The organism is Mesorhizobium sp. L103C105A0, from assembly GCF_000502215.1.
Taxonomy (GTDB): domain Bacteria; phylum Pseudomonadota; class Alphaproteobacteria; order Rhizobiales; family Rhizobiaceae; genus Mesorhizobium.
Genome location: NZ_AYXF01000002.1, coordinates 1017904 through 1041741 on the forward strand (window position 1 = coordinate 1017904; position 23838 = coordinate 1041741).

21 protein-coding genes are annotated in these 23838 nt (G+C 59.8%); 15 read left to right on the top strand and 6 right to left on the bottom strand.

The annotated features are described in order from the left end of the window. Window positions 1–4: 4 nt before the first annotated feature. Complete coding sequence (locus X727_RS155070) at window positions 5–721, bottom strand: pentapeptide repeat-containing protein (protein ID WP_023744456.1); 717 nt, start codon at window positions 719–721, stop codon at window positions 5–7. A gap of 889 nt (window positions 722–1610) precedes the next feature. On the opposite strand from X727_RS155070, the gene X727_RS155065 reads away from it, so the two are divergent. The 5 genes from X727_RS155065 to X727_RS155045 all read left to right on the top strand — a co-directional run bounded on the left by X727_RS155065 (window position 1611) and on the right by X727_RS155045 (window position 7749). Then, window positions 1611–1886, top strand: a complete 276-nt coding sequence (locus tag X727_RS155065; protein ID WP_023744455.1) for a hypothetical protein — start codon at window positions 1611–1613, stop codon at window positions 1884–1886. A gap of 280 nt (window positions 1887–2166) precedes the next feature. Further along, entirely contained in the window at window positions 2167–3615 is a 1449-nt protein-coding gene (locus X727_RS155060) for a TolC family protein (RefSeq protein WP_023744454.1), read from the top strand. Window positions 3616–3652: 37 nt separating this feature from the next. Next, window positions 3653–5785, top strand: a complete 2133-nt coding sequence (locus X727_RS155055) for a type I secretion system permease/ATPase (RefSeq protein ID WP_023691465.1) — start codon at window positions 3653–3655, stop codon at window positions 5783–5785. Between the two features lie 43 nt (window positions 5786–5828). Beyond that, window positions 5829–7118 carry an HlyD family type I secretion periplasmic adaptor subunit gene (locus X727_RS155050; protein ID WP_023667951.1) on the top strand — a complete coding sequence of 430 codons (1290 nt, stop codon included), beginning with the start codon at window positions 5829–5831 and terminating at the stop codon, window positions 7116–7118. Further along, entirely contained in the window at window positions 7108–7749 is a 642-nt protein-coding gene (locus X727_RS155045) for a ribbon-helix-helix domain-containing protein (RefSeq protein ID WP_023667950.1), read from the top strand. The genes X727_RS155050 and X727_RS155045 overlap by 11 nt, the downstream gene beginning before the upstream one ends. 85 nt (window positions 7750–7834) lie before the next feature. Here the strand turns inward: X727_RS155045 and X727_RS155040 are convergent, their stop codons facing one another. Beyond that, window positions 7835–8779: a transglutaminase-like cysteine peptidase gene (locus X727_RS155040; RefSeq protein ID WP_023834002.1), complete on the bottom strand. Its 945-nt coding sequence runs from the start codon at window positions 8777–8779 to the stop codon at window positions 7835–7837. Between the two features lie 1530 nt (window positions 8780–10309). Between X727_RS155040 and X727_RS1000000168470 the strand changes: the two genes are divergently transcribed. From X727_RS1000000168470 to X727_RS154995, 7 genes are all read left to right on the top strand, one after another. After that, complete coding sequence (locus X727_RS1000000168470) at window positions 10310–10828, top strand: Ig-like domain-containing protein (protein ID WP_196814983.1); 519 nt, start codon at window positions 10310–10312, stop codon at window positions 10826–10828. Window positions 10829–11407: 579 nt separating this feature from the next. After that, on the top strand, window positions 11408–13234 hold the full coding sequence (locus X727_RS155020; RefSeq protein ID WP_245274150.1) for a type I secretion C-terminal target domain-containing protein: 1827 nt from the start codon (window positions 11408–11410) through the stop codon (window positions 13232–13234). A 72-nt stretch (window positions 13235–13306) separates the two neighbouring features. Further along, window positions 13307–13675, top strand: a complete 369-nt coding sequence (locus X727_RS155015; protein WP_023834007.1) for a hypothetical protein — start codon at window positions 13307–13309, stop codon at window positions 13673–13675. A gap of 34 nt (window positions 13676–13709) precedes the next feature. Continuing rightward, window positions 13710–14459, top strand: a complete 750-nt coding sequence (locus tag X727_RS155010) for a transglycosylase SLT domain-containing protein (protein WP_023699960.1) — start codon at window positions 13710–13712, stop codon at window positions 14457–14459. Window positions 14460–14557: 98 nt separating this feature from the next. Then, window positions 14558–15757 carry an ABC transporter substrate-binding protein gene (locus X727_RS155005; RefSeq protein WP_023736104.1) on the top strand — a complete coding sequence of 400 codons (1200 nt, stop codon included), beginning with the start codon at window positions 14558–14560 and terminating at the stop codon, window positions 15755–15757. Window positions 15758–15770: 13 nt separating this feature from the next. Then, the gene (locus tag X727_RS155000) at window positions 15771–16484 is read left to right on the top strand and encodes a thermonuclease family protein (protein WP_245260260.1); all 714 of its coding nucleotides are present in this window, start codon (window positions 15771–15773) and stop codon (window positions 16482–16484) included. Window positions 16485–16649: 165 nt separating this feature from the next. Further along, window positions 16650–17402, top strand: coding sequence for a GGDEF domain-containing protein (locus X727_RS154995; RefSeq protein ID WP_023687765.1), 753 nt, complete (start codon window positions 16650–16652; stop codon window positions 17400–17402). Between the two features lie 240 nt (window positions 17403–17642). Here X727_RS154995 and X727_RS1000000169785 read toward each other — a convergent pair whose 3' ends face one another. Both X727_RS1000000169785 and X727_RS154990 read right to left on the bottom strand, forming a co-directional pair. Then, window positions 17643–18125 carry an acetate/propionate family kinase gene (locus X727_RS1000000169785; protein WP_023834008.1) on the bottom strand — a complete coding sequence of 161 codons (483 nt, stop codon included), beginning with the start codon at window positions 18123–18125 and terminating at the stop codon, window positions 17643–17645. Between the two features lie 1198 nt (window positions 18126–19323). Next, the gene (locus X727_RS154990) at window positions 19324–19545 is read right to left on the bottom strand and encodes a hypothetical protein (protein WP_023744445.1); all 222 of its coding nucleotides are present in this window, start codon (window positions 19543–19545) and stop codon (window positions 19324–19326) included. 148 nt (window positions 19546–19693) lie between these two features. Here X727_RS154990 and X727_RS1000000166220 point away from each other — a divergent pair, with 148 nt between their 5' ends. Continuing rightward, a complete protein-coding gene (locus X727_RS1000000166220) occupies window positions 19694–19969 on the top strand; it encodes an SOS response-associated peptidase family protein (protein WP_245265753.1) in 276 nt (91 codons plus the stop codon). Between the two features lie 270 nt (window positions 19970–20239). Here X727_RS1000000166220 and X727_RS0133655 read toward each other — a convergent pair whose 3' ends face one another. Continuing rightward, window positions 20240–21082 (bottom strand): plasmid partitioning protein RepB C-terminal domain-containing protein, encoded by an 843-nt coding sequence (locus X727_RS0133655; RefSeq protein WP_023731574.1) that lies wholly within the window; start codon window positions 21080–21082, stop codon window positions 20240–20242. After that, entirely contained in the window at window positions 21076–22641 is a 1566-nt protein-coding gene (locus tag X727_RS154985; RefSeq protein ID WP_348524524.1) for a recombinase family protein, read from the bottom strand. The genes X727_RS0133655 and X727_RS154985 overlap by 7 nt, the downstream gene beginning before the upstream one ends. 153 nt (window positions 22642–22794) lie before the next feature. Between X727_RS154985 and X727_RS0133660 the strand changes: the two genes are divergently transcribed. Both X727_RS0133660 and X727_RS154980 read left to right on the top strand, forming a co-directional pair. Next, window positions 22795–23307: a type II toxin-antitoxin system HicB family antitoxin gene (locus X727_RS0133660; protein ID WP_023834010.1), complete on the top strand. Its 513-nt coding sequence runs from the start codon at window positions 22795–22797 to the stop codon at window positions 23305–23307. Window positions 23308–23395: 88 nt separating this feature from the next. Further along, complete coding sequence (locus tag X727_RS154980) at window positions 23396–23713, top strand: YMGG-like glycine zipper-containing protein (RefSeq protein ID WP_023834011.1); 318 nt, start codon at window positions 23396–23398, stop codon at window positions 23711–23713. Window positions 23714–23838 lie beyond the last annotated feature (125 nt).

Below are 23838 nucleotides of genomic sequence, written 5' to 3' on the forward strand. Positions count from 1 at the left end.
CGGGCTATTCCTGCTGGAATTGACAGGGCCAATCTTCTGGCCTCGTCATGCCAGAAGGCAACTCGGTCCGGGCGTCCCCGCAAGCCATGTTGAGCTGCCACTGGGACAGACCCGCCGAATTGGATAGATCGAGGCCCTCGATACGGGTCAGAAAGAAAAAAGCGCCGTCAAAGTCTATCGGTGCGGTGAACTTCGCTCCTCGGAAGTCCGCCCGCGCGAGATTGGCAAACGAAAAGTGGCTGCCGCTGACATCGGCGTCATGGAACTGTGCACGCCCCAATTCCGCCTTTGTGAAATCAACATTGACCAGATTGGCGTCCTGGAAATTCGAGCGCTGCACTTCCGCGCCCGTAAACACGGCGCCCTGCGCGTCCATATGGCTGAAGTCGGTCCTGTACGCCTCGATTTTGTCGAACCGGGCGCCTTTGGCGGTCGAGCCGGCCAGGGAAGCGCGCACAAGCGTTGCCTTCTCAAAATTTGCCGCAAGGAGATTGCTGTTCCTGAGGTCGGTCGAAGTGAAATCAACACCGAACAGGTTTGCCCCGCTCAGGTCCTGTCCTTCTAGGATGAGAAGCTTTTTGTCACACTCCTGCCAATTGACGCCAGGCGTCGCGGCTGCGTAGCAATCTTGAGCGGCGGTGGCGTTTTGCCAAGCCAATACAGTGCAAACCGCCAGAACCAAGCCGGATCCGCCGTAAGCTCTGGTTCGTCTCAAAGTCATTGTCGCTGGACCCCTCTGCTACTCGTCGACAATCAGCCTTACCACATCTGCTGACACTCGAGCCACGGTAACGACCGCCGTCACAGTTGCGCATCAACGATCCGCCGATAGCCAGCAGCAGCTTGCGGAACTCATCGAGAGGTGGGGAAAGGCTTTGACGGCAGAGCGCTTTTTCGCGGATGCGATCACAAAACAAAGAGTTCGGCGTAAGCCGTGAGTTATTGGTGGGCCCGGAGGGCGAACGGAAATTGTTGATTTTGCTGAATTTTGGTGGGCCAAAATCTGAAAGGTTCCCGTGTCATTCCGTATGCTCCCGCGACCCCAAACTGCCGACCATAGCTGACCTCGTTTTGCAAACGTTGGGAGATAGGGTCCAGAACCGCGGAAATGGGGGCGGTTGCAGATCGGCAGCTGTGGCAACAGCGCGCGACCAGCTGACGGTCTAGCGCCTCGATATGGCCGATGAGACTCGGGAAGTAACAAACAAGCGGCAGCTTGCAGGCAGTTGTAATCGGTGGAATGGATTTACGAGTCGAGGCGCCGGACCAGGACGGGCTCACTTGCCTCGAAGTTCAGCCTGTTGGAATGGCGCGGAAGAACGAGTAGCGGTATCTAACGAGCCGGCGGCCCCTCGATGTTTGACCGCTCGTCCTGCAACTCTCGTATGTCGTCCCGCAAAGTGGTGGCGCTACCGACCACTTCGTTCCGCATTGTTTAAACAGCGTATGACTCGTTACAGTCAAATTTTTTTCTGAGCTGCGAAAGGCCGACACTAGAACCGTCAAAAAAATTACGCTTTTGATTTTAACGGAAAATCGCCGCAAGAAATATTTTGAGGTTTCACCAGCTATGGGCTCAATCGAGCGATTTGTGGACCTTGCGGCATTCGATGGCCTACAGAACCGCCTCAAAAAGTACCGTCACCTCTTCGGTTGACCCAGTCGTTGATCGGCCGTCATACGAGCCCTATGCTGGCACGCTGGCCAGTGAAGCAGTCGCCGGCGTTTATTCGCCGGCTCAGGGATTTATGCCCACGCTTCAGGTCGAAGAAAGGCAGGGGTGTCCGTTCCAGGCTCTTGGCAGGCGGGCTAAGATTATCCTGCCGATTGTAGCTGCCACCAAGATGTTGTCGGTCACCTCGCTGAAAAAGTACACCCAGAAATAGTCAAGCCATCAGGAGCAAATAGGTCATAAGGTGGCCTTGCGGTCCTCCTTCCCGGAGCGGTTTCGCTTGCCTGTTCAAACTCGGACGGCTGTTACTCAAAAACCGCAGTGGGTATTTTATGTGCCATTTTTGCGACATTCTATAGAATTTTGCTTGAATTTAGCGTTTTAGCGGTCACTAAATCAATAAGTGCTCCCATATTTTGCAAATTTGTGAACAATCACGGTTGAGTTGTAACGCCTGGCAATAATGGCGCAGGGGAACGTTGGGGTGGGGTGAAATGAATACGACATCTATGTCGGCGATAGGCAAGCGCCTCGGCCTGCTGACGACGGTCGCCATATTGAGTTGTGGGAATGCTCACGCGCTCACTCTCCAGGAGGCGATGGCGGTTGCGGTGGAGTCCAACCCCGAAATTGGCCAAGCGATCGAAAACCGCGAAGCAATCGAATTCGAGCTACGCCAAGCGAAGGGACTTTATCTTCCCAGCGTCGATGTCGAGGCGTCGGCGGGGGTTCGTCGTCTCGACAATTCCTCCCGGCGTTCGCTGTCCATAGAGGATGACGCGCTCTATCCGGCGGAAGCCGATGTCGTTGTCACGCAGACGCTTTATGACAGCGGCGCAAGGCGGGCGGAACTGAACCGTCAGGCGTCGCGGGTCGACGGCGCATCGTTCCGGGTGCTGGAACGGTCTGAATTCATTGGACTGTCTGTCGTCCAGGACTATCTCGAATACATGCTGCAGGCGTCGATCGTTTCAGAAGCGAAGAAGAATCTGGGCTTTCACCAGGCAATCCTCGGCGACATCCGGCAAGGTATTGCAGGCGGCGCGTTGAACGAGGCTGATCGCCAGCAGGCCGAGGAGCGGCTGTTCGCTGCCAAGGCACGTATGCAGGAGGCGACCGAAGAACTGGAGGCTTCCAAGATACGGTTCTTCAAGACGGTCGGTAAGCCGCTGACCAACGCGTCAAGGCCGAGCGATGTCTCGAGCGCGCTGCCAAGGTCGCTCGACGACGCGCTAGGGCTGGCGCGACAGAACAATCCGCGCGTCCACATGGCCAACAGCGATATCGACGCCGCCGCCTCCCTGGTGGATGCGGCGCGGGCGAAATTCGGGCCCTCCGTCATCGCCGAAGGCCGCGCCCGCGGCGGCTATGACATCGACGGCGACGATGGCGACGCTAGCGACCTGCAGGCGCGGCTGGTGCTGCGCTGGAACCTCTATCGCGGCGGCATCGACAAAGCCAACGAGCAAGAGCAGGTCCGCCGCACCAGCGAGCAGCGCCTTGTGCTGCACCAGGTTCTGCGCGAGATCGAGGAAGCCGTCCGTACGTCATGGGATCGCCGCTTCCGGCAGGCCGATCTGGCAAAGACATTGAAGCTTCAGGCTGCCGCCAACGAAAGGCTGGTGGCGTCCTATCGCGAGCAGTTCAAGGTCGGACAGCGCTCGCTGCTCGACGTGCTCGACGCGCAGAACACGCGGTTCAACACAGCTACGCTTGCCGACACCGCATCCTACGCGTCGCTTTTCGCGCAGTACCGGCTGCTGGCGGCAACCGGGCAGTTGCTGAAGACCATGAATCTTCAGCCGGCAAAACAGGCCACCGCCTATGCCAAGGCCGAGTTCAATGCGCCTGAAACGGCCGACACCGAAACCTATGCGCGCACGCCGTCGGAGCAGACGAACGATCTGCCTTTCGACATCCTCGCACCGGTAAGAAAGAAGTAGGAAGGTCAAGGACGAACGATAGTCCTGCGGGCCGATCGTGAACCCACAACCCAAAATCCTCTCCCCAAAAGAGGCGTTCAAGGCCTGCTTCTCCGCTGTTGCCGGGTACCTCGGCAGGCCGAGTTCCGAGACCGTGCTGTTTGCCGGCGTGCCGCTGTCAGACACCCGCATCGATATCGACGCCATCCGGCATCTTGCCGAACGCATCGGTCTTGAAATCACGGAATTCAGCCATCGCGACTTTCTTCGCGGACGCATCGACCTTCCCGCCATTCTGTTTCGCGTCAGCCAGTTGCCGGTTGCGCTGCTTGCCCAGACCGAGGACGGTGGATTTACGACCGCTCCCCAGGAAGACGGGCGCACGACAATCAGCAAATCCGAGTTTTCCGGAAGTTATATTAGTGGCGGCGTTTCCTTCTCGATAACCTATGCCAACGCAGTAGAGGCAATGAGCGTCGGTTCGGCGGCCAAGATCGAGCGGCGACATTGGCTGACCGGCACGATGGGGCCGTTCTGGCGCACCTATTCGAAGGTCATCCTGTCGGCGGTATTCATCAATCTGCTGGCTCTTGCCTCACCGATCTTCACCATGAACGTCTACGACAGGATCTTGCCGAACAAGGCGATATCGACGCTCTGGGTGCTGTCGATCGGGATCGGCGCGGTCATTCTGTTCGACCTGCTCTTGAAGACCGCCAGAGCGTCACTGATCGACTATGCCGGGCGCAAGGCCGATCTTCGCATCTCCTATATGCTTTTCGAGAAGGTGCTGAACTCGTCCTTGTCGGCAAGGCCCGGCTCAACCGGCGAATATGCAAATCGGGTGACCCAGTACGAGTTCGTGCGCGAGTTTTTCACGTCGAACACCATCAGCGTCTTCATCGACACAGCCTTCGTCTTCGTCTTTCTTCTTGTCATCTATGCGATAGGCGGTTGGCTGGTCGTCATACCGGCCATTGCCTTTGTCGCCTCGGTGATCGTCGGGCTGATCACGCAACGGCGCATCGGCAAACGCGTTGCCGCTTCCATGAACGAGGCTTCGCAGCGCCAGGCCCTGCTGGTGGAATCCATCTCCACGCTGGAAACGATCAAATCGCTGCGGGCAGAGGCGTACCTTCTGCGAAAATGGGCGGAGCATTCCAAGAACGCATCCAACACGTCCGAGAAGATCAAACAGCTTTCGGCTGCCGCCGGCAACATAACGCAAGCCATCCAGCAGATGGTCACCGTCGCTTTGATCGTGGCCGGCGCCTATGCCTTTTCGGAAGGGCATGTCTCGACCGGCGCCATCATCGGCACCGTCATGCTGGCGGGCCGGGCGGTGGCCCCGCTTGGGCAGATTGCGATCACCTTGTCCAGACTTCGCCAGGCGATGCTGTCCCTGCGAATGGTGAATTCGATCATGGCGCAGCCTGAGGATCGGCCGGACACGGTTGGTTTCGTCAACCGCCCCATTCGCAACGGTGCAATGGCATTCAGGAATGTCGGCTTTGTCTACCCGGGTTCCGAAAACGAAGTGCTGACCGGCCTGAATTTCTCGGTGAAGCCCGGTGAGCGGATTGGCATCATCGGCCGCATAGGCTCGGGAAAGACGACCATGGGGAGGCTGATCGGCAGGCTTTTCCTGCCGACCTCCGGCGAGCTGCTGCTGGACGGGATCGACATCCGCCAATACCACCCATCTGAGGTTCGCGCCGCGGTCGGGATCGTCGCGCAAGCCAACGATCTGTTTTCCGGCACCATCAAGGAAAATCTCCTGATGGCGTGCCCGGAGGCGACCGATGAGCAGATCGTCGAGGCGGCCAAGGCTGCCGGCGTCGACGACTTCGTCTCCCGCCATCCGCGAGGCTACGACATGAATGTCGGCGAGCGCGGCACCAATCTCTCGGGCGGTCAGAGGCAGACAATGGCAATTGCCCGCCTGTTGCTGACCAAACCTAAAATCGTGTTCCTGGACGAGCCGTCCGGCTCGATGGATCTGGCTTCCGAGCGCCAGCTGATCAAGCAGCTCAAAGTGGCTTTCGATCGCAACACGACCCTGATCGTATCGACGCACCGCTTCAGCATGCTCGAGCTGGCCGACCGCCTGATCGTCATCGAGCAGGGCAAGATCGTTGCCGATGGACCGAAAGACCAGGTGATACAGGCGCTGCAGAAAACAAGCGCCTGACGAACAGAATTATGCGTGAACACAGCACGTTGGGACGTGGTAAATGCTAGCCAGGGAAGACCGTCCGCCGCTTTTTGCGTCGGCTTCGATATTCATTATCGGAGCGCTTTTTGCGAGTTCGGTAGCCTGGGCATCCTTCGCCGAGGTCGATGAAATCGCACGCGGCGACGGCAAGATCATACCGGCGTCGAAGACCCAGATCATCCAGGCCAGCGAGCCGGGCGTGGTTCAGGAAATCGCCGTGACGATCGGTCAGGTCGTCAAGAAGAATGACCTCATCATTCGTCTCGACAACACCTTCAACACTTCCAGCCTTGGCGAGCAGCAGGCCAAGGCGCGGGCGCTGCAGACGCGCATTGCACGGCTCCAATTCGAACAGACCGGCAGCCTCGAGGGCGCGTTTCCCTGTCCGTCCGAGATCCAGAAGGTGGCGCCGGAAATCTGCGACAACGAGCAGAAGCTGCTAATCGCGCGGCGCGATAACTTCGAAGTCAAACTGTCGGTTCTAAAGTCGCGGCTCGATCAGCGTGAGAAGGAACTCGACGAAGCCAACGCCAATGCCGATCGCCTCACCAAGAACCTGGCCGTCAGCGACCAGGAGGCGAAGCTGGTCGAAGCGATGGTCAAGAAAGGCCTGATGGCGCGAACCGAGCAGCTCCGCGTAGAGCGCGAGCAGACCGAGCTCAATGGTCAGCTGACGCTTGCCGGAGAGACCATCAAGAAAGCCAGGTCTGCCATCACGGAAGCCAAGCTTCAGGTCGACGAACTTGGCCTCCAGCTGCAACAGGAAGCGCTCAGCGATCTGACGCAGGCGCTGGCCGATCTCTCGGTGGTGGACGAGACGATACGCGGTGCCACCGACAAGGTGGCGCGTACCGATATCCGTTCGCCTGTCGATGGTATCGTCAACACGCTTGACATCAACACGGTCGGCGCCTTCGTCCAGCCCGGCGCGGTCGTCGCGGGTATCGTGCCGACGTCCGAGACCCTGCTGGTCGAAGCCCGGGTCTCACCGCGGGACGTCGCCTTCATCCGGCCGGGCCAGGATGCCCTGATCAAGGTGACCGCCTATGACTTCTCGATCTTCGGCGGCATCGAAGGCAAGGTGTCGAACATCACTGCCGACAGCCTTGTCGACCAGAAGACCGGCGAACCGTACTATCAGGTGCGTGTCGCCACCGACAAATCGACCCTGACACGGGACGGCAAGACCTATTCCATCATCCCCGGCATGATCTGTTCGGTCGACATCAAGACCGGACGCAAAACGATTCTCACCTACCTTCTGAAACCAATCAACAAGGCGCGGGAGGAGGCAATGAGTGAGCGATAGTGCGATCTCCCGCCCGGTCGATCGCGACCGGCTGCTGCCACCGCTGGCGAGTGAGGATTTCGGTCTCGAGTTCCGGGTTGTGGCGCGTGGCGGCACGCGCCGCGGCATTCGTCTGGAACGGGCGTTCTGGACATCGCTGAAGCAGATGGCGGAAAGCCGCAAATGCACGATCGGCACACTGATCGAGGAAATTGCAGAGAGCCACGCCAACGCCGGAAACCTGACATCGGCAATTCGCGTAGCCTGCATGCGTGGATTGGCCGACCAAAACCTCACCTTGCAGAGGCTCGCGTCGATCAAGACCATCAGCGCCATTCTCGTCGCCTGTCCCTCGCCGGCCTTTGCCCTGGCATCGTCGAAGAAGATCCTGACCTTCAATGCGCCGTTCCAGCAACTGGTGCGGCGGCAATTGCCGGTGGCGCCGAACGAGGACGCGCGCCAGGATCTCAAGCTGGCGCTGGACCTCAATGTCGCCGACATATTCGCCAGGCTCGACGCCAATGGCGAGACGCCGGTCGCGACCGGTTTCGTCATAGGCGCCGGCGACCGCCGCTACCGCGGTCAACTGAGCGCGGTGCGGGCGCCGGTGGTCGAGCCGGAACTGCTGATGGCGTTCGTCTTCGGCGGCTAGAGCAATTCCGGGAAAAATGTGAGCGGTTTCCGTGGAAAATTGCGTCAAACAAGAGATAGAGCGCTCAAGACTCTCTGATGGGAGCTTACGGCTGCACACCTTCACCAGGCGCGACCGTCGAAAGGCCGCCCTTGATATCAGCTATTTGAGCAGAACCGGTCTTCGCGCCATGGATCCACGCGCGATCGGTGCTGAACGAATACAGCGGCACGTAGGTCGGCAGGTCTGTGTCGCGGGAAACTACATTGCTCAAACTGTCGAGAATGAAGACGCCGCTGCCGGTGCTGACCGACAGCACGGCATGAAAGAAACCGCGCTTGCGATCCTGCAAGACGACCAGCGACATGCTCTGCGCCGGGATGCCTGCATGCAGCAGCGCGGCCATCTTGAGGATGGCGAAATCCTCACAGTCCCCTGCCCGCCGCTCAAGGATTTCCCGGGGCTTGGCCCAGTAGTCGAGCTTGCCGTAAACCACGCTGTCCTTCTTGTAGGCGATGGCGCGATTTATACTTGAGTTGACGAAGGACAACTTATCGATGAAGCGCTTGTTCCCGGCTGCCTTGACGATCTCGGCAAAGGCGCTGTTCTTGCGTTCGCACGCGCTGCTCGCGGTACAGTCGACAATTGCCTTGTAGACCGGCGCCCAGCGCGCCGAAACGGGGAAATTGCGCATCGACAGGGCAACAGAACCGAACACGCCGGGAATGATCGCCGCCGTCTGGATCGGGTCGATCCCGGTGTCGTCCTGCGCAAGCGCAGAATCACGCTTTTCATCAACGGCAACAGGACCATAGCTGCCAAAAACCATACCGATCCGGTAGGCTGAAACGGGCTGCACTGGTTGCGGCCGAGCCAGCGAAACGCCGCCGAGACTGGACGGGGTTTCGACAGCCGCCAGCACCCCAGCGACAGCGCCGGCATTCACGGCAACTGCTCTCGCGGAGGATGGCTGCGGCAGGCCTGTGATCGCCACTGCCAGCAGGAAGAGTTTGAGCCCGGTTATTCCCAGGGCAGATTTTTCTTTTTTCATAGCGCCCACCTTTGACTGCGGACGCTACCAATCTTGTCTCAAATTACTGGAAAGGAAGGTGGATAAGTTTCCTGCAATCGAGAACGTCTATTTTGCGTAAAATTTTATTCAAATTTATACTTCTGCTTACCAACCCAGCTCAACCGGCGTATATCAAACGAGACGCGGCGCGGCCAATGTATATCAGGTTATATCTTTCGGGTTTACCACGTGTAAAAAATGCCGAGACGTGCATATCCGAATATATGAAATTGATTGCGGGATAGTTGCAAAACAGAAGTCGTCGCTGTCTCTATCCGGGAAATGCCGGAGGGGTTTGGCGATGACGATCAGTAACGATTTGGATACCGTCTCGAATTCTTGGGACGAGCACTCTTCACATGAACATGGCGGCTCGCCAGCGCAGGCAGGCATCCAGGTAGCGCAGGCCGCTCAGGCGACGCCTGCCGAACCGGTGCCGGTCGATGTCGGCAGCGGCGCACCCGTTAAACCGGAAGCACCCGCGGAGGCGAAGGTGCCGGCGGCAGCCGCGCCGCATGAATATGTCGCCGACGCCAGCAATGTCGTAAAACTTCCGGCCGATGTCTCCATCGACAATATCAAGGTCGACGGCCACAATCTGTTGCTGGAACAGGCCGACGGTTCAGTCATCCTCATCAAGGATGGCGCGCTCAACGTGCCGACCTTCATCATCGGTGATGTCGAAGTTCCGCGCGTGGCCTTGCTGGCCGCTCTTGAAGCGAGCCACGTCGATGTCGCCTTCGGTGCCGATGGTTCGATCTCGGCCGGCCCGGGCGGTTCGAACCCAAGCGCCGGCGCAGACTTCTCGGTTCCCCCCGGTGGCATCGGCGACGGGTTCGGTCTTTCGGCACTATTGCCTCCGACAGACCTGGCGTTCGGCCAGCCGGATCATCGCGAGCTGTTCCCAAGCCTGCGGCCGGATTCCACACCGTCGATCATCGACCTGACGCCTTCCGTCGAGGGCGGCGACACCATCGTCAATGAAAAGGGCCTGCCGGAAAGCCCTGGGCCGGAAGGTTCGGGCGAAGCGTCGGCGCCAGGCGTTGACGGCGACATCTCCGAACACAACACCGGCACCTTCACCATCGCCTCTCCCGACGGTGTCGGCTCGCTGACCATCGCCGGCCAGGTGATTTCGGGCGCGGCTCTTGCCAACAGCGCATCGACGCCGATCGACATCATCACGCCGCTCGGCAACACGCTGACCGTCAACGGCTACGACGCCAGCACAGGCCAGGTGAGCTACAGCTACACGCTCGTCCATAGCGCGACTCACCCCGACGCGGGGACAGATTCCATCTTCGACGACATGACGATGACGGTTACCGACACCGACGGAGACGTGTCCCTTCCGGGCACGCTGTCCGTCAACATCGTCGATGACGTGCCGACCGCGGTTGCCGACATCGACAGCATCGGGGCCGGCCNTTCGAGAACCTTGCCGTCTCGCTCACCGACCAGGACGGCCAGAACGCCACAGGCACGCTGTCCGTCAACATCGTCGATGACGTGCCGACCGCGGTTGCCGACATCGACAGCATCGGGGCCGGCCTGTTCGGCCCGGCCACCGGCAATGTGCTGGTTGGCGGAACCGATGCCCTCGACGGCAACACGACCGACGGGGTTGCCGATACCAAGGGCGCCGACGGCGCTGCCGTGGTCGGCGTCGTCGCCGGCGACACCAATGCCGCCCTCGACAATACCGCAACACTCGGCGTGCAGATCCAGGGTCTCTACGGCAAGCTGACGCTGGCCGCCGACGGCACCTACACCTATACCCGCGATGCCGGCTCCGCCGGTGGCCATGACGACGTCTTCACCTACACCATCAAGGACGGCGACGGCGACACCTCGCACACCACGCTGACCATCTCGATCGGCAACTCGCCGCCGGTGATCACCGACCTGACGCCGGCCGCCAACGGCGGCGANCACCACGCTGACCATCTCGATCGGCAACTCGCCGCCGGTGATCACCGACCTGACGCCGGCCGCCAACGGCGGCGATGTCACCGTCAACGAGGATGACCTCCTGGCCAGCCGCGGCGTTGGCGAATCGGCCGGCTCCGACACCTCGAAGGAAAGCACCACCCAGGGCGGCACCTTCACCATCTCCTCGCCCGACGGCATCGCCTCGCTGACCATCGACAGATCGGAAGAGCGTCGTGTANTCGGCCGGCTCCGACACCTCGAAGGAAAGCACCACCCAGGGCGGCACCTTCACCATCTCCTCGCCCGACGGCATCGCCTCGCTGACCATCGACGGCCATGCCTTCATCACCAACGGCGTGTTCACCGCCAGCTCCTTCACCACCGCGCTCGGCAATACGCTGAACGTGACCGGCTACAATCCCGCAACCGGCACCGTCAGCTATACCTACACGCTGCTCGACAACGAGGCCCATGCTACCGGCGCCTCCACCAACAGCCTGTTCGAGAACCTTGCCGTCTCGCTCACCGACCAGGACGGCCAGAACGCCACAGGCACGCTGTCCGTCAACATCGTCNTTCGAGAACCTTGCCGTCTCGCTCACCGACCAGGACGGCCAGAACGCCACAGGCACGCTGTCCGTCAACATCGTCGATGACGTGCCGACATTGGGAACCGTGCAAAGCCAGCAGGCAAGCACCGATACGTCGCAAACGCCGGCCGTTGGAACACTCCACTTCGTCCCCGGCGCCGACGGCGCCGGGGCCACCATGACGGTCACTGCCAACACAACAGGCATCACTTCGGCCGGCCACAACCTCATCACGGAGCAGTCCGGCAGCGTGTTGACCGCCTATGCCGACAACAACAACAACGGAAGCCATGATGCAGGCGACACGGCGGTCTTTACCATCACCGTTAATCCGAATGCCGGTACGTCGGGGCAGTACACGTTCGACCTTTTGGCACCTTTGGACGGCACTGTCAGTAATGTCTCCGTTGCATCGAGCGGCGCCTTCGGCTCCGGCCCCAGCAATTCCATCGTGGTGACGGCGGGCGGTCAGAATGTCGTGATGGTGACCGGATGGGCGCCAACGGATGCCGGCGGCTCCTTCACCTCACCACACGAGACGGCATGGCTGGCCGGCGGCATGCCATCGTTGACACAAACAAGCAACGTCAACGGTTCGTCAGCAGGTTGGGGCCTCGGCAACAACAATTTCGACGGAGGCGAGTTCATGCGTTTCGATTTCGGGACGCCGGACGACTATGACGGCCCGGGCGGCTATACGGCTCCGGCCATCACCCTCGCGACTGTTAGCTATGCCAAGTTTTCGTTCGATGCGGTTACCGCCGGCGACAAGATCGAGTTCGTCGCCCACTACACCAACGGAACCACGGCTTCCTTCACTCCGGCGGTCGGTGCGACGTTGCTGACGATCACATCGCCTGCCGGAACGCAGATCGCATGGGTCGACGCCTATGAGTCGTCGGGCAAGACCAAGCTGAACCTGACGGATGTCGGGGTCACGAGCACCACGGTCGACCATACAATTCCGGTCGCGTTGCAACTCACGGATGGCGACGGGGACACAACAACGACGGCGAATTTCACTGTCCACGTGGCGGCCGGACTGATACCTTTTGCCATTGCCGCTCCGGTCGTACTCGACCTCAACCATGATGGAATCCACACCACCGATCTGACGCACTCCACCGTTTCGTTCGACTATAACGGCGATGGCGTCGCTTCGAAAACCGCCTGGGTCGATACGCATGACGGTATCCTGGCGATCGATCTCAATGGCGACGGCAAGGTGAACAACGGTTCGGAGATCGTGTTCACCCAACATGCCGCCGGCGCTGCGACCGACCTTGCCGCGCTCGAGCAGCTCTATGACACAAATCATGATGGCAAGCTGACTGCCGCCGACCACGACTTTGCGCAATTTGGTGTCTGGCAAGATGCCAACGGCAACGGCGTGTCGGATTCGGGCGAGTTCAAATCTCTGGCCGCCTTGGGTATCGTCGAGATCGGCCTCGATAGCAACAATCAGCACTCGGTTTCGGCGGACGGCTCGGTCTTGACCTATGGCGAAGCCACCTTCACGACCGCCGACGGTCAGATAGCCGCGGTCGGCGACATCGGCTTCGGCAACTACGATAACGCTAGCTCCGGAAGCACGGCCGCCATCGCCGGCACTTCGGGAGCCGACACGTTCAAGATCGACAATCTAAACATCAAGGATCTGATCGCCGACTACCATGCCGGTGAAGGGGACAAGATCGACTTGAGCGCGTTGTTCGACAAGGCGCCGGCCGGCAACATGGCCGACTATGTGCATTACGACACCGCGACCAGCACCGTGAGCGTCGATACCAGCGGCTCGGGCAACGCGGCCAACTTCGTGGATGTCGCCGTTCTGCAGAATGCGCCTGCCACCGGCACGATCAACATCCTCTACGACGACACACAACATCAACAGCACACGGCCACGATTTAGCACTTATGCGTGGCCGTACTCTCATGCTACATATTAGCGAAACATAAAACCGCAGTTTGGAGAGGGACTTAAATGAAGCGTTGTGCAAGATTGCTGGCTTCGGCCGCGGTGCTGCTGTTGGCTGGATCGACGGGCTATGCCGCCGACATCATCGACGGGCCGGTGGCCGACTATTGCCGGTCCGTCGGCACATCGAACCTGGTGTTGAACGACAACATCGTCGATCTCAAGGTCCAGGTGGTCAAGCTGATGGACGAGTCGGTGGCCGTCGCCAACAGCTCGGAATGGATCAATTCGTCCCGCCCCGCCTTCGTCTGGGCGTCGGAAGCCAAGGTCGCCTGCGGCATGGCCTATGGCTACCTCAAGACGAACTACAAGGACGAGGACACGCTCAACAAGTGCGAGTGCTTCCACGACCGCATGGTCGAGTACATGAACTGACCGAAAGGGATCAAGTCGCGCCGACAGGCTGACGATGATCGCCCGTGGAAGATTGTCGAGAGCGATTGCCGGAGCGATCGCACTGGCCGTTTTTGCCCCTGAAGCCCGTGCCAACTGGCTGGAACGACCTGCCCTCGAGCAGCAAGCTCCGTCCGGCTTGACGCGGCCGGTTCGCTGCGATTTCGCTCCGGAATGGACGCGCGAGACATTCAAGGCGTTCGCGACGTGCCAGGCATCGCTCTACGGCCTGGAGCCGGTGCTGGCGCACGCGGTGATGGAGATCGAAAGCGGATTCGATCCCGATGTGCACGGCGCCGATGGTGAAGTCGGGTTGATGCAAGTGATGCCGGCGACGGCGCGAATGCTTGGCTTTCGCGGTTCGCTCGACGAACTCGCGGTCCCTGCGACCAACATCGCGCTCGGCGTCAGATATCTGGCGCAGGCAAACAGCCTTGCCGAAGGCGATCTTTGCACGACCGTCATGAAATATCGCGCCGGGCACGGTGAAACCCGGTTCTCCGAACTTTCGGTCCGCTACTGCCGGCATGCGCGCGCAATCCTGGCGAGAGAAGGTTTTGCGGTGGCCGGCCCGCTACCGGTGGCGACGTTCGGATTCTCCGCATTCCCGACAGCAGGAGACGATGGTGCCCCTGCCCCGGCGAGGCGGATTTGTGTGCGCCGACTGTTCGTGCCGGGCCCGCGATACATGAAATGCACGGACTATCGAAGCGCCGGGCAAGCCAGAATGATCAAGGCGCTCCGGGCAAAACTTTTCGACGGCTGAGCCATAATCCAGCAATTGCAAAGACGGCGAGGCAAGTCTGCCGTAAGATGAACGGATGAGACCGGGACAAATACCCGGCGGGATATGAGGGAGGCATCATGGATTCTGGCCGGCAGCGACACGGTTCGTGGACGTGGGCGATCGTCTTTGCGTTAGCGGGCATAGTGTCGGGCTGCCAGTCGAAAGGCAGCGTCTCGGACGCGCTCGACCAGGCGGCGATCGCCGCACCCGGAGCGCCGGCCGCCGGCACCGCTGCCAGCCCGGCCCAAGCCACGCGATCGCTCGGCACCGGGTCGACGAAGGTCACGATGCTGCTGCCTTTGTCGGCCCCGGGAGTCGCCGGCGAAAACGGCCGGAAGATGCTCGATGCGACCAAGCTGGCGATGGCCGACCTTGGAAATGTCCTGCTCACGGTCACGGTCGAGGACACCAAGGGCGACAGCGCGCACGCCAGCGAATTGGCTGTGAAGGCGATCACCACTGGAACCAAGATCGTCATCGGCCCGGTCGAACTCGCGGCCGCGCAGCACATAGCCAAGCTCTCGGGATCGAAGCGACCGCCGGTGCTGGCGCTGGCCGACAATTTCGCCGGCGGCCCGGGCGTCTATGCGGTGCGCCTCAACGAGGCCGACAGCGCGGCCGCGGGCGCAGCCGGCCTGGCGGCCAAAGGCAGCAAGAAGTTCGTGTTGCTCGTCGCGGCAGGAGCGAATGCCGGCGCGGTTGAAACGCGGGTCGCCAACAGCCTCAGCATCTATGGCGCGACGCTCGCCGTCACCATTCCGTATCCGGCCGGCGATGGCGGCACCAAAGTGGTCAATGATATGGGCTCGCTGGTCGAGGCTCCCGATGCCATCATCATCGCCAGCGGCGACGACAATCCGGCGCAGATCCTTGCGGCGCTCAAAACGAAAGGCATTCCTGGAAAAGCAGTCGCCGTCATTGGAACCAACCGCTGGCTGGAACATCCGATGGAGCCGCTGTTTGAGAGCTCCTACATCGCCACGCTCGACCCAACCGAAACCGGCCCGATCGCCGACCGCTTCAAGACGACCTACAATTATCCAGCCGACGCCAATGTCGCCTACGCCTATGATATGGTCGCCCTGACAGCAGGAATTGCAAGTTCGGCCGGGCCTGACGGCTTCAGCAAGCAGGTGCTCGAAAATCGGAGCGGATTTCGCGGATCGACCGGCCTGTTCCGGTTTCGGGCGGATGGCTCCAGTGAGCGATCCATGCCCTTCTACCAGGTTCGAAAAGGTGCACTCAAGCTGGTCGCCAAATCGACATCGGGGTATTGAGGGGCAAGGAACCTTGCTTGAGTTGATGGGCTGGCTGAGGCACAATCGCTTGATATTGCTCGGAAGCCTGCTGCTCCTGTCCGGGGTCTTGTTGATAATCCGGGCCGCCGATCTGCTTCCCATCGATCGGCCGATACCAGCGCCGCGTCAATCCATCGACGATAGCCAGCCAATGCGACCAGTTGCGACCGTCGCCAATACGCCATGGCGAGGACGGGCACGCAAGATTGCTCAGGACCTTATCGCGCCGCCACAGCTTGATTCGGCGCAAATCGAACGGGTCGAGCCGCGCCCGCCGCTCAGCGACCTTGGTCTGGCCGCGCCTGCAGGGATGCGAATGCCAAAGGATTGGCCAGGGGTCTTGCTTTACCAACCGGTTGCCACCTCGTCGGCAACCTTCGAATCCATGGGGCGCAAGGTAGTCATCAGCGGGATCCAAGGCATTGACCTGGATGAGACCTGTTCCTTTCGTGGCATCGCCTGGCCTTGCGGCCAGCGTGCGCGCGCGACGTTCAATTCCTGGCTGCGCGGCCGGGCGCTGAAATGCGTCGTGCCGCCGGAAATCGATCGTTTTGCCATTGCGGCACCGTGCAGCTTGGGCAAGCAGGATGTCGGCGCGTGGCTTGTTTCCAATGGCTGGGCGACGGCCTTGGCGAGTGGCATCTATGGCAAGGCGGAGGCAGTGGCCAGAGACGCGCAGATGGGGATATTCGGCCCGCCGCAATAGCCGATAATTCGGTGTCGTTGCTTTTGCCGCCGTAGCCTTGCTTTTGAAGGGCTGATTTCGGGCCGATGGTAGGTGATTGCGCCATTACTAAAATTGTATGTTTCCTCGAAACTGAAAGTGCAGCACCTTGGCCTTATGACAGCCGATCAGGCGGGAGATTGGCTAATGATGACACCAATGGCGAATAGCTCGCCCCGGCAATGGAAAGATATCGCATGGCTGACTGCCCTGGGATCGGCGGGAATTCTGCTCCTCTCGGTTGGCCTAAATTATCTGCTTCTGTTCTCGGAAGCCTTGACGCCCTTCGGCCGCAGCATGGTCACAGCGATCCTCTTGCCGGTCATCGTCGGTGGCCCACTTTTCCTGTTCATTGGACTGCAGCGGACCGAGCTCGTCCGTTATCGAAGAGAACTCAACAAGTCGGCGACCTTTGACAGCCTGACAGGCTGCCTCAACCGGACAGTCTTCACGTCGATGGTCGAAAGGAGAGCAACCAGGCCGGAATCGTCTGGTCCAAGATCTGGCGCCTTCCTGGTCATTCATCCCGAACACATCAGGTCCATCAATCTGCGCTTCGGCCTTGGCTGGGGTGACGAAGCCTTGCGGCTCATAGCCTCGACCATCCAGTCATCGGTACGCAAGGAAGATCTGGTGGGCCGGATCGGAACCTCCATGTTCGGGGTCTTTCTGCCCGGTGCGACAGAAGACGACGCCAGGGAGATCGGCGACCGTATCCGGGCGCGCGTGGCCCAAGCCTATTTCGCGCCAAAAGGAACCGCGGACACGCTGACCATCAGCGTCGGCGGCGTGGTGTTTGAAAACGAGTTGGAATTCGAGGACATGTTCCGATCGGCGGAATCGCTGTTATCCGGCGTCGAACGCCAGCCCGGATTTCAATTGTCGCACCTCCACAACTAGCTGAAACAAGTCGTTGCCGGAGGAACACCGCCGCAAATGTCTTGCCGCACGGCTGCGGCAGCGATCATCTTGGCCCTTGTTGCCAAACCGGACGATTGACCCATGGGCGGTTTCAACCCGTGGGAGGTCTGGTTCCTGACGGTGCTGACGGCATCGCCGCGCATCGCTGGCAGTATTTGCCGGACCGACCAAGTTCTGGTTGCCGCTGGTTGCAGCAACCTTGATCGCCTTGATGGCCGGCTATCGGACCATGCTGCTGCCGCCGAACTCCTGACAGGTCGAGACACCCGCCGCGCGAGTAGCATCAGGTTCGGCGCTCAGGGTACGAGCGACAAAGCTTGAGGCACACAGATGCTGGATCCCCACGGCTCTCTCTTCATCGGTGGGGATCACAAGCGCGTCGACGTCGGAACCAGCAAGGCTGATGACCTCGTCGCCTCGCCCATTCAGCTTGTGGTCGATATTAACCGCAAGCCAGCCGGCCACAGCCCCGGCCCTCTCTCGAATATATGGCGCGTTTTGGCGTGTGCCTGCCTTGAACACCAGCGTGTCCAGTCCGCCTATCGCAGCGGCCAGCGACCCGATCTCGCGTGCGATACGATAGACGAAGAGATCGACTGCTTCGGCGGCAAGAGGATCATCGGAGTCGATTAGCGTCCGCATATCACCGGATATCCCCGACACTCCGAGCAGGCCGGATTGCTCGTAGAGAAGGGTGACCAATCGTCCGTCTGCAGCTTCCGGTCATTCAGCAAATGGAGGGTGACGCCAGGATTGAGCGCGCCGCAACGCGTGCTCATGACGAGGCCGTCCAATGTCGAAAACCCAACACTTATTCCAGCATTCATGGCGCACAGACTGGCACCGCTGCCGAGATGGGCGACGATCACCTTGCCGCCAGCTGCGGGTCCGTAGCGGGTCCGAAGCTGCGAAGCGATATGGCTATAGGTAAGCCCGTGAAACCCATAGGAAATGCCGGCATCGGTCATCGCATGCGGAAGGCCATAGATCTTGGCGATCCGAGGCCGAGCGTATTCTTATGGATGACGATCTGGATGCGCCCAGGTAGTCGTCTTCATACGTGTCCTCGCCATACGGAGTTCAGAACCCGCCTAATTGCACGTGGTTGCCGCCGATTACCGCACGCATCGTTGCAGGTTCTTTCGAGACCGGGAGGCTTAGCTACTGTGACAGGCGCCAACGAAAGACCGACAAATTGACGAACAGGCCCAAAGCCATTTCACTCTAGCGGAAAGACTTAGCCAATAACGCTCAATTCAAACTTTGAGAATTAAGCGTAATCCATTGATGTAGTAAGTTTGTGGGCCCGGAGGGTCAGCGTTTTCTACAGGAAATCAGTACGTTAGTGGATGGTTCGCCAAGCCGTTTCTCTCGTATTCTCTCGTATGGTCTGGCGAACCAAAGGCCCAAGAAGACAACTAGTTCCATGCGAGCTGTATTTGAGCATGGTAGTATGAGCGCTGCCGCATTTGGCCGGAAGCTGACTGGCCGCTTCTGGCGCAAAACGATAACGGACGTTTAACCTGGTCTGGTTCAAGTACCGTTGTCGGGTTCAAATCGCGTGACCACGCCAATGGTACTCCAGTATGGCGCTTCGGAACCTCCAGGTTGCGGGGCCTTGTGATCGCAAGTAAACAGTCGCGGAATTTGGTCACACGAAATGCCAATCGCCGGTTTCGAACGTCCGCAATTCGTGGCGTCAACGATATATTGCACACCGACGGGACCTTACTGACCGATGCCGGCCTGCTCGCCTGGAGGCTGGGGAGGAGCGGCCCGGGGAGTCTCTGGGCCGGCGTCGGTCACCGCTGGCATTACGCTGTTGCCGGCGGAAGCTGACAGTCATTGTGATAAGGGCAATTCGCCCACCTCGTGGTCAAACTGCGCGGCCGTGAATGACCTACTGCATTCCGCGGAGGGAATTCACGTCGGCGCAGAACTCGGCGTAGGGCTTGCTCATTGCCGCGTCATTGCATTCGCGCATGATCATTTCGCGCATGGCCTTAGGCTTGGCCATGAAGACCGCCTTGAACTCGGGCATGGACTTCAGTGTCTTCATCGAGGCATCGGTGTAGAATGGCACGATATTGTCGACGACATCAACCGCGCCGGCAACTGCCATGCTCCCCAGATTGCCGGCCGAGCACCCGCCGCGTGAACGTGCTGCTCAGGGAGAACAATAGCGAACGCGCTCATTGCCTCTCCCTTCGCTGCCCCAGCCAGGCCACGCGCCTTTCTCNGCTCAGGGAGAACAATAGCGAACGCGCTCATTGCCTCTCCCTTCGCTGCCCCAGCCAGGCCACGCGCCTTTCTCGTTCGCCGGGCTTTGGGCTTACAATTCCAATCTCGACATAACCAGCTGCACCATCATCACAGAGCCTGCCGCAGAACCGATGAAGCAGTTGCATGATCAACAGCCTCTCATTCTCTACCAGGCATACTATGACGTCTGGCTGGACCCGGGGACCAAAGGACCAGCCTCAAGGACATTCTCAGCCACGACATCGACGGTCAGCTGCAGTTCAACCGCGTTGGACGTGAGGTGAACACGAGCGCCGTCAACAAGTTGCCCAACGACCATCCCGGCCTGGTCGGGCCGATCAACCCGTTATGAGCGACGAACCGAGCCGGCTTGCCGAAGGGATGACAGCGATTTCGCGCGGCCGAGAGCCGATCGAAAATCGCTTTGCGAGCATTCTGGCTGCTGCAAGCTCGGCGGGTTTGGCTTTTCGAGGCCTGGACAGAAGTCACACTGGTTCTGTTGTTTGCATCCCGGCGACGGCGATCGGTTTCTATAGGAGTTGACGTCCGACCATCTAGCGCCCCTGTTCGAGGCATGGCATCGAGAAGCTGTGAAACTCTTCAAAATGCCCCGGAAAGGTCCGGGCGAGATACCGCACCACTCTGGAATTATCCATCAACCGGTCGAAAAAGCGGTTGGCTGCGACAAGCTCCAGGCCCACCTGGCCATGACGTTCCGCGGCGCTGAGAACCGCAAGGCTTACCGCGCCGACATCGAGCACCATCGCGCCGCGCTGGTCTTCCGCTTGTGTGGTGATCGTTGAGAGATTAAAACCCTCGACCAGCAGGGCTTGCGGTGTCAGAGCGACGAGTAGTCTCGCGTAGGTGATCCTGACCCGGTCCATCGCCACCATCAGCCGGGCAATCTCCAATTGCCTAGCTGGCAGCACCTTCTGGAGCAACCCGAAGATTTTTGTTTTTACCGGCGCGTCCCGAAGCAGGTCGAGGACATCAGGGCAAATTCCGTTAACGGCTTTCCGGTTCTCGCCTGTCTCGGAAGCGGGTTTTCCGGGAGAGCAGAACATTTGCGGCTCGCGGGTCGCGCCACGCAACCTATGTGCCAGTAGGCTTGGCATTGTCCTGAAGCCCTCGGACACCAGCGTGGCGCAGAATTGCTTGTCGCGCATCATCAGGTGGAGCGCCGCTACTATCCGGTCTAGGCTCTGTTCAGACTTTGCCGCTTGCGTGACGAAATCGCGCATGCGTTTGCATTCCGTATCGTAGGTCGCCAAAAATTCGTGTGAACGAAGCCTCTTCTTGGACCCTAATGCGCCAGCAACAATATTGCTCGCATGTCTGTCGCCACCGTTTTCCAACGCACGGTAGGCGGCGTCCTTGGCTAAGCGCTTGACTACCAAGCCACGCCTCCGACAGGCTCTCGCTCTGCCAACCTGATAATCGGGTCGAGCGTGGGAAAAATATAGCTGTCCAGCGGTATCCCATTGATGGCATGCAGTTCCGATTTACCCGCGATCTCGTGGGCAGGCGCAATCAAATAGTCCCGAATGGTCAGGTCGCCGGGATTCATACGGATCAGGACGAAAATGTCGGGTAGTGGCCGTTTATCGGCCTTGGAAAACCAGCGTGGATAGCCGAAGCCGGAAACCCTGCATCGGCCCATTGTAATCGCCACCGTGATCTCCTCGTTTATCCGCAGGAGGTCCATCGCCATGTCATGGGCAGCAACCCCGCCCTGCTTATCAATCGCGCCCACAAGATCCCGGATAATCTGCAGCCTCATTGATTCCAGGTGCCGGTTCACGCCGATGAAGCGGTAGTTTTTGGATGGCTCGTATCCGATCAGTTCATAGGCTTTGACAATGGTTCCAAAACGCCACTGGTAGCGTTGGGCCGGCGGGCACCCGGGATCCGCGTCGATCATGGCCAACGACAAGGCGCCACGGCGAGCCAGAAGTGCCCTAAGAGCGGCCAGCATCTCGTCGTTGGTCATGTGGCGATAGATGGTCTTGAGCACGATCTGCGCCCGGTCGAACAGTTTGCGGTCGACGATCGGCTCCAGGACGTTTTCCACCCGCACCCACTGTTCCGGGGGATTTCGGACTTGATGGCTTCTCAGCCGGGCCGAATGCTTGTTCCAGACGCTGTTGCCAATGTAGTTTTCGTTGGTCAGCACCGAGTGGACGGATTCCCGCGTCCATGGTCGCCGCAAATCGCTGAGCACGCCGCGCTTGTTCAGCAGTCTTGCCATCTCCAGCTCTGTCTTGCGTGTTCTGACAAAGTGACTGAAGATCCACTTCACTGTCGCAACCTCGTCAGGCGGGCCGAGCACCAGAACTATTCGATCCGTCTGCTGGCTCTTGTATTCGTGGGATGAAAGGATGCCTTTTGAACGGCCGTGTTGATCGACAAGCAGGCGCCGCAGGCCAAAGGCGGCCTTCCCGCCCTGCCGGAAGCCCAGCCGGATCAACCTAGCCTGGCCGATGAAGACTTTTTGCGAGAGCATTCTGCTCTGCTCGGCAGCCATGCTCCGTTTGATTGCTTTGAGGACGTCTGACCCGATGCTGCCGTCGTTTGCGAATTGCTCGGCGCAAAATTCGATACGGACGCCGGCCATCTGGCATCGGTATTCGTAGGCTGCGCTTTCATCAATGTTCTGAAAACGCCCCCAACGGCTTACATCATAGACCACAACCGTCTCAAAATCGGCTCGCCCACTTTCGACATCGGCCAACAGCTTCTGAAGACCGGGGCGCCCTCCAAGGTTTAAGCCGCTGCGACCGAGGTCCTCGTAAGTGGCGACAATCTCGTAAGCCATGAGATCGGCATAGTCGCGAATGGCATCCGCTTGGTTGTCGATCGAGTAGGTCTGGTGTTCCGTCGACATGCGCACGTACTGCGCGGCGCGAACTCTAGGCACAGTCTGGTTCCCGCCATCTAACTTTGGCACTTTCCCCACACTCTCGACCGTTGCCTAGGCAATGTCTGCCTGCGGCATGCCCAACCTACTAGGCAGCTTCCTACGGTCCCATTAGGAATACCTCGACAGTTTGTGTCGAATGGCTCGATAGTCTGATCGAGCCTCGAAGCCGCTCGTTGGGGGAACCGACCCGTGCGTCACTATATCGGACTGATCCACAAGCAAGCGGACAGCGACTTCGGCGTATCCTTTCCCGATTTTCCGGGCGTGGTCACCGCCGGCACCAGCCTGGACGACGCCCGCGCCATGGCCGAAGAGGCCCTGGCCTTCCATCTCGAAGGCCTTGTCGAGGATGGCGAAGCCATTCCCGAGCCATCATCCCTGGAAGATGTCGTGTCGAACAATGACAATTTCAGCCGGGTCGCCGTCCTGGTAGCGCTCAAAGCCGAGACCACAAAGGTGGTGCGCGTCAACGTCACCATTCCCGAAGATGTCCTCGACCAGATAGATCGATATGCGGAATGCGATGGCTATAGCCGGTCCGGATTCCTAACCGCCGCCGCGAAAAAGGCGATTACGCGACGAGCCAGCCTAGCTGCTCATCAACGGATTCAAACCGATGCGCTATTGACCTGTTCGCGCAGGCCGTTTCCGCTTTGGCAACCATTGTCTTCAAGGCCCGAGAAACCACGTCTCATTTCGTGAGCGGGCGTGCCGCCGTTTGGCCGCAATGCGCCAGCAACTGGCAACCATTCGCCCCGATCCGCGTTTGGGGCTCCAAAGGAGTTCCAAGATGATCATCAGACAAACCATTGCCGCCGTGCTCATGACTGCAGCACTTGCAGGCTGCGCGACGCAGACGGAACAGCAGCAGAGGGCAACCACAGGCGCACTCATCGGCGGCGGTGTCGGCGCCCTCGCCGGCCAGGCACTGGGCGGCAACACCGAAAGCACGGTCGTGGGTGCCGCCGGCGGCGCCTTGCTCGGCGCAGTCATCGGCCAGTCGACCACGCCGCAGCGCCGCGGCCAACAGCTTTGCCGCTACCAGGACCGCCGCGGCCGGATCTACACGGCGCCTTGCGATGATCGCTATTACAACAACGACTATTGATCCAGCCTCCCTGGAAGTGCGGCTCTCTTACCTTTGCTGCCGCCCTTCCAGGGACCCGGGATCCGTTCGGCGTTTCACAATATGAGAACGCCCGCTCAGTCCATTTACACCCTCTGCCTCATGAG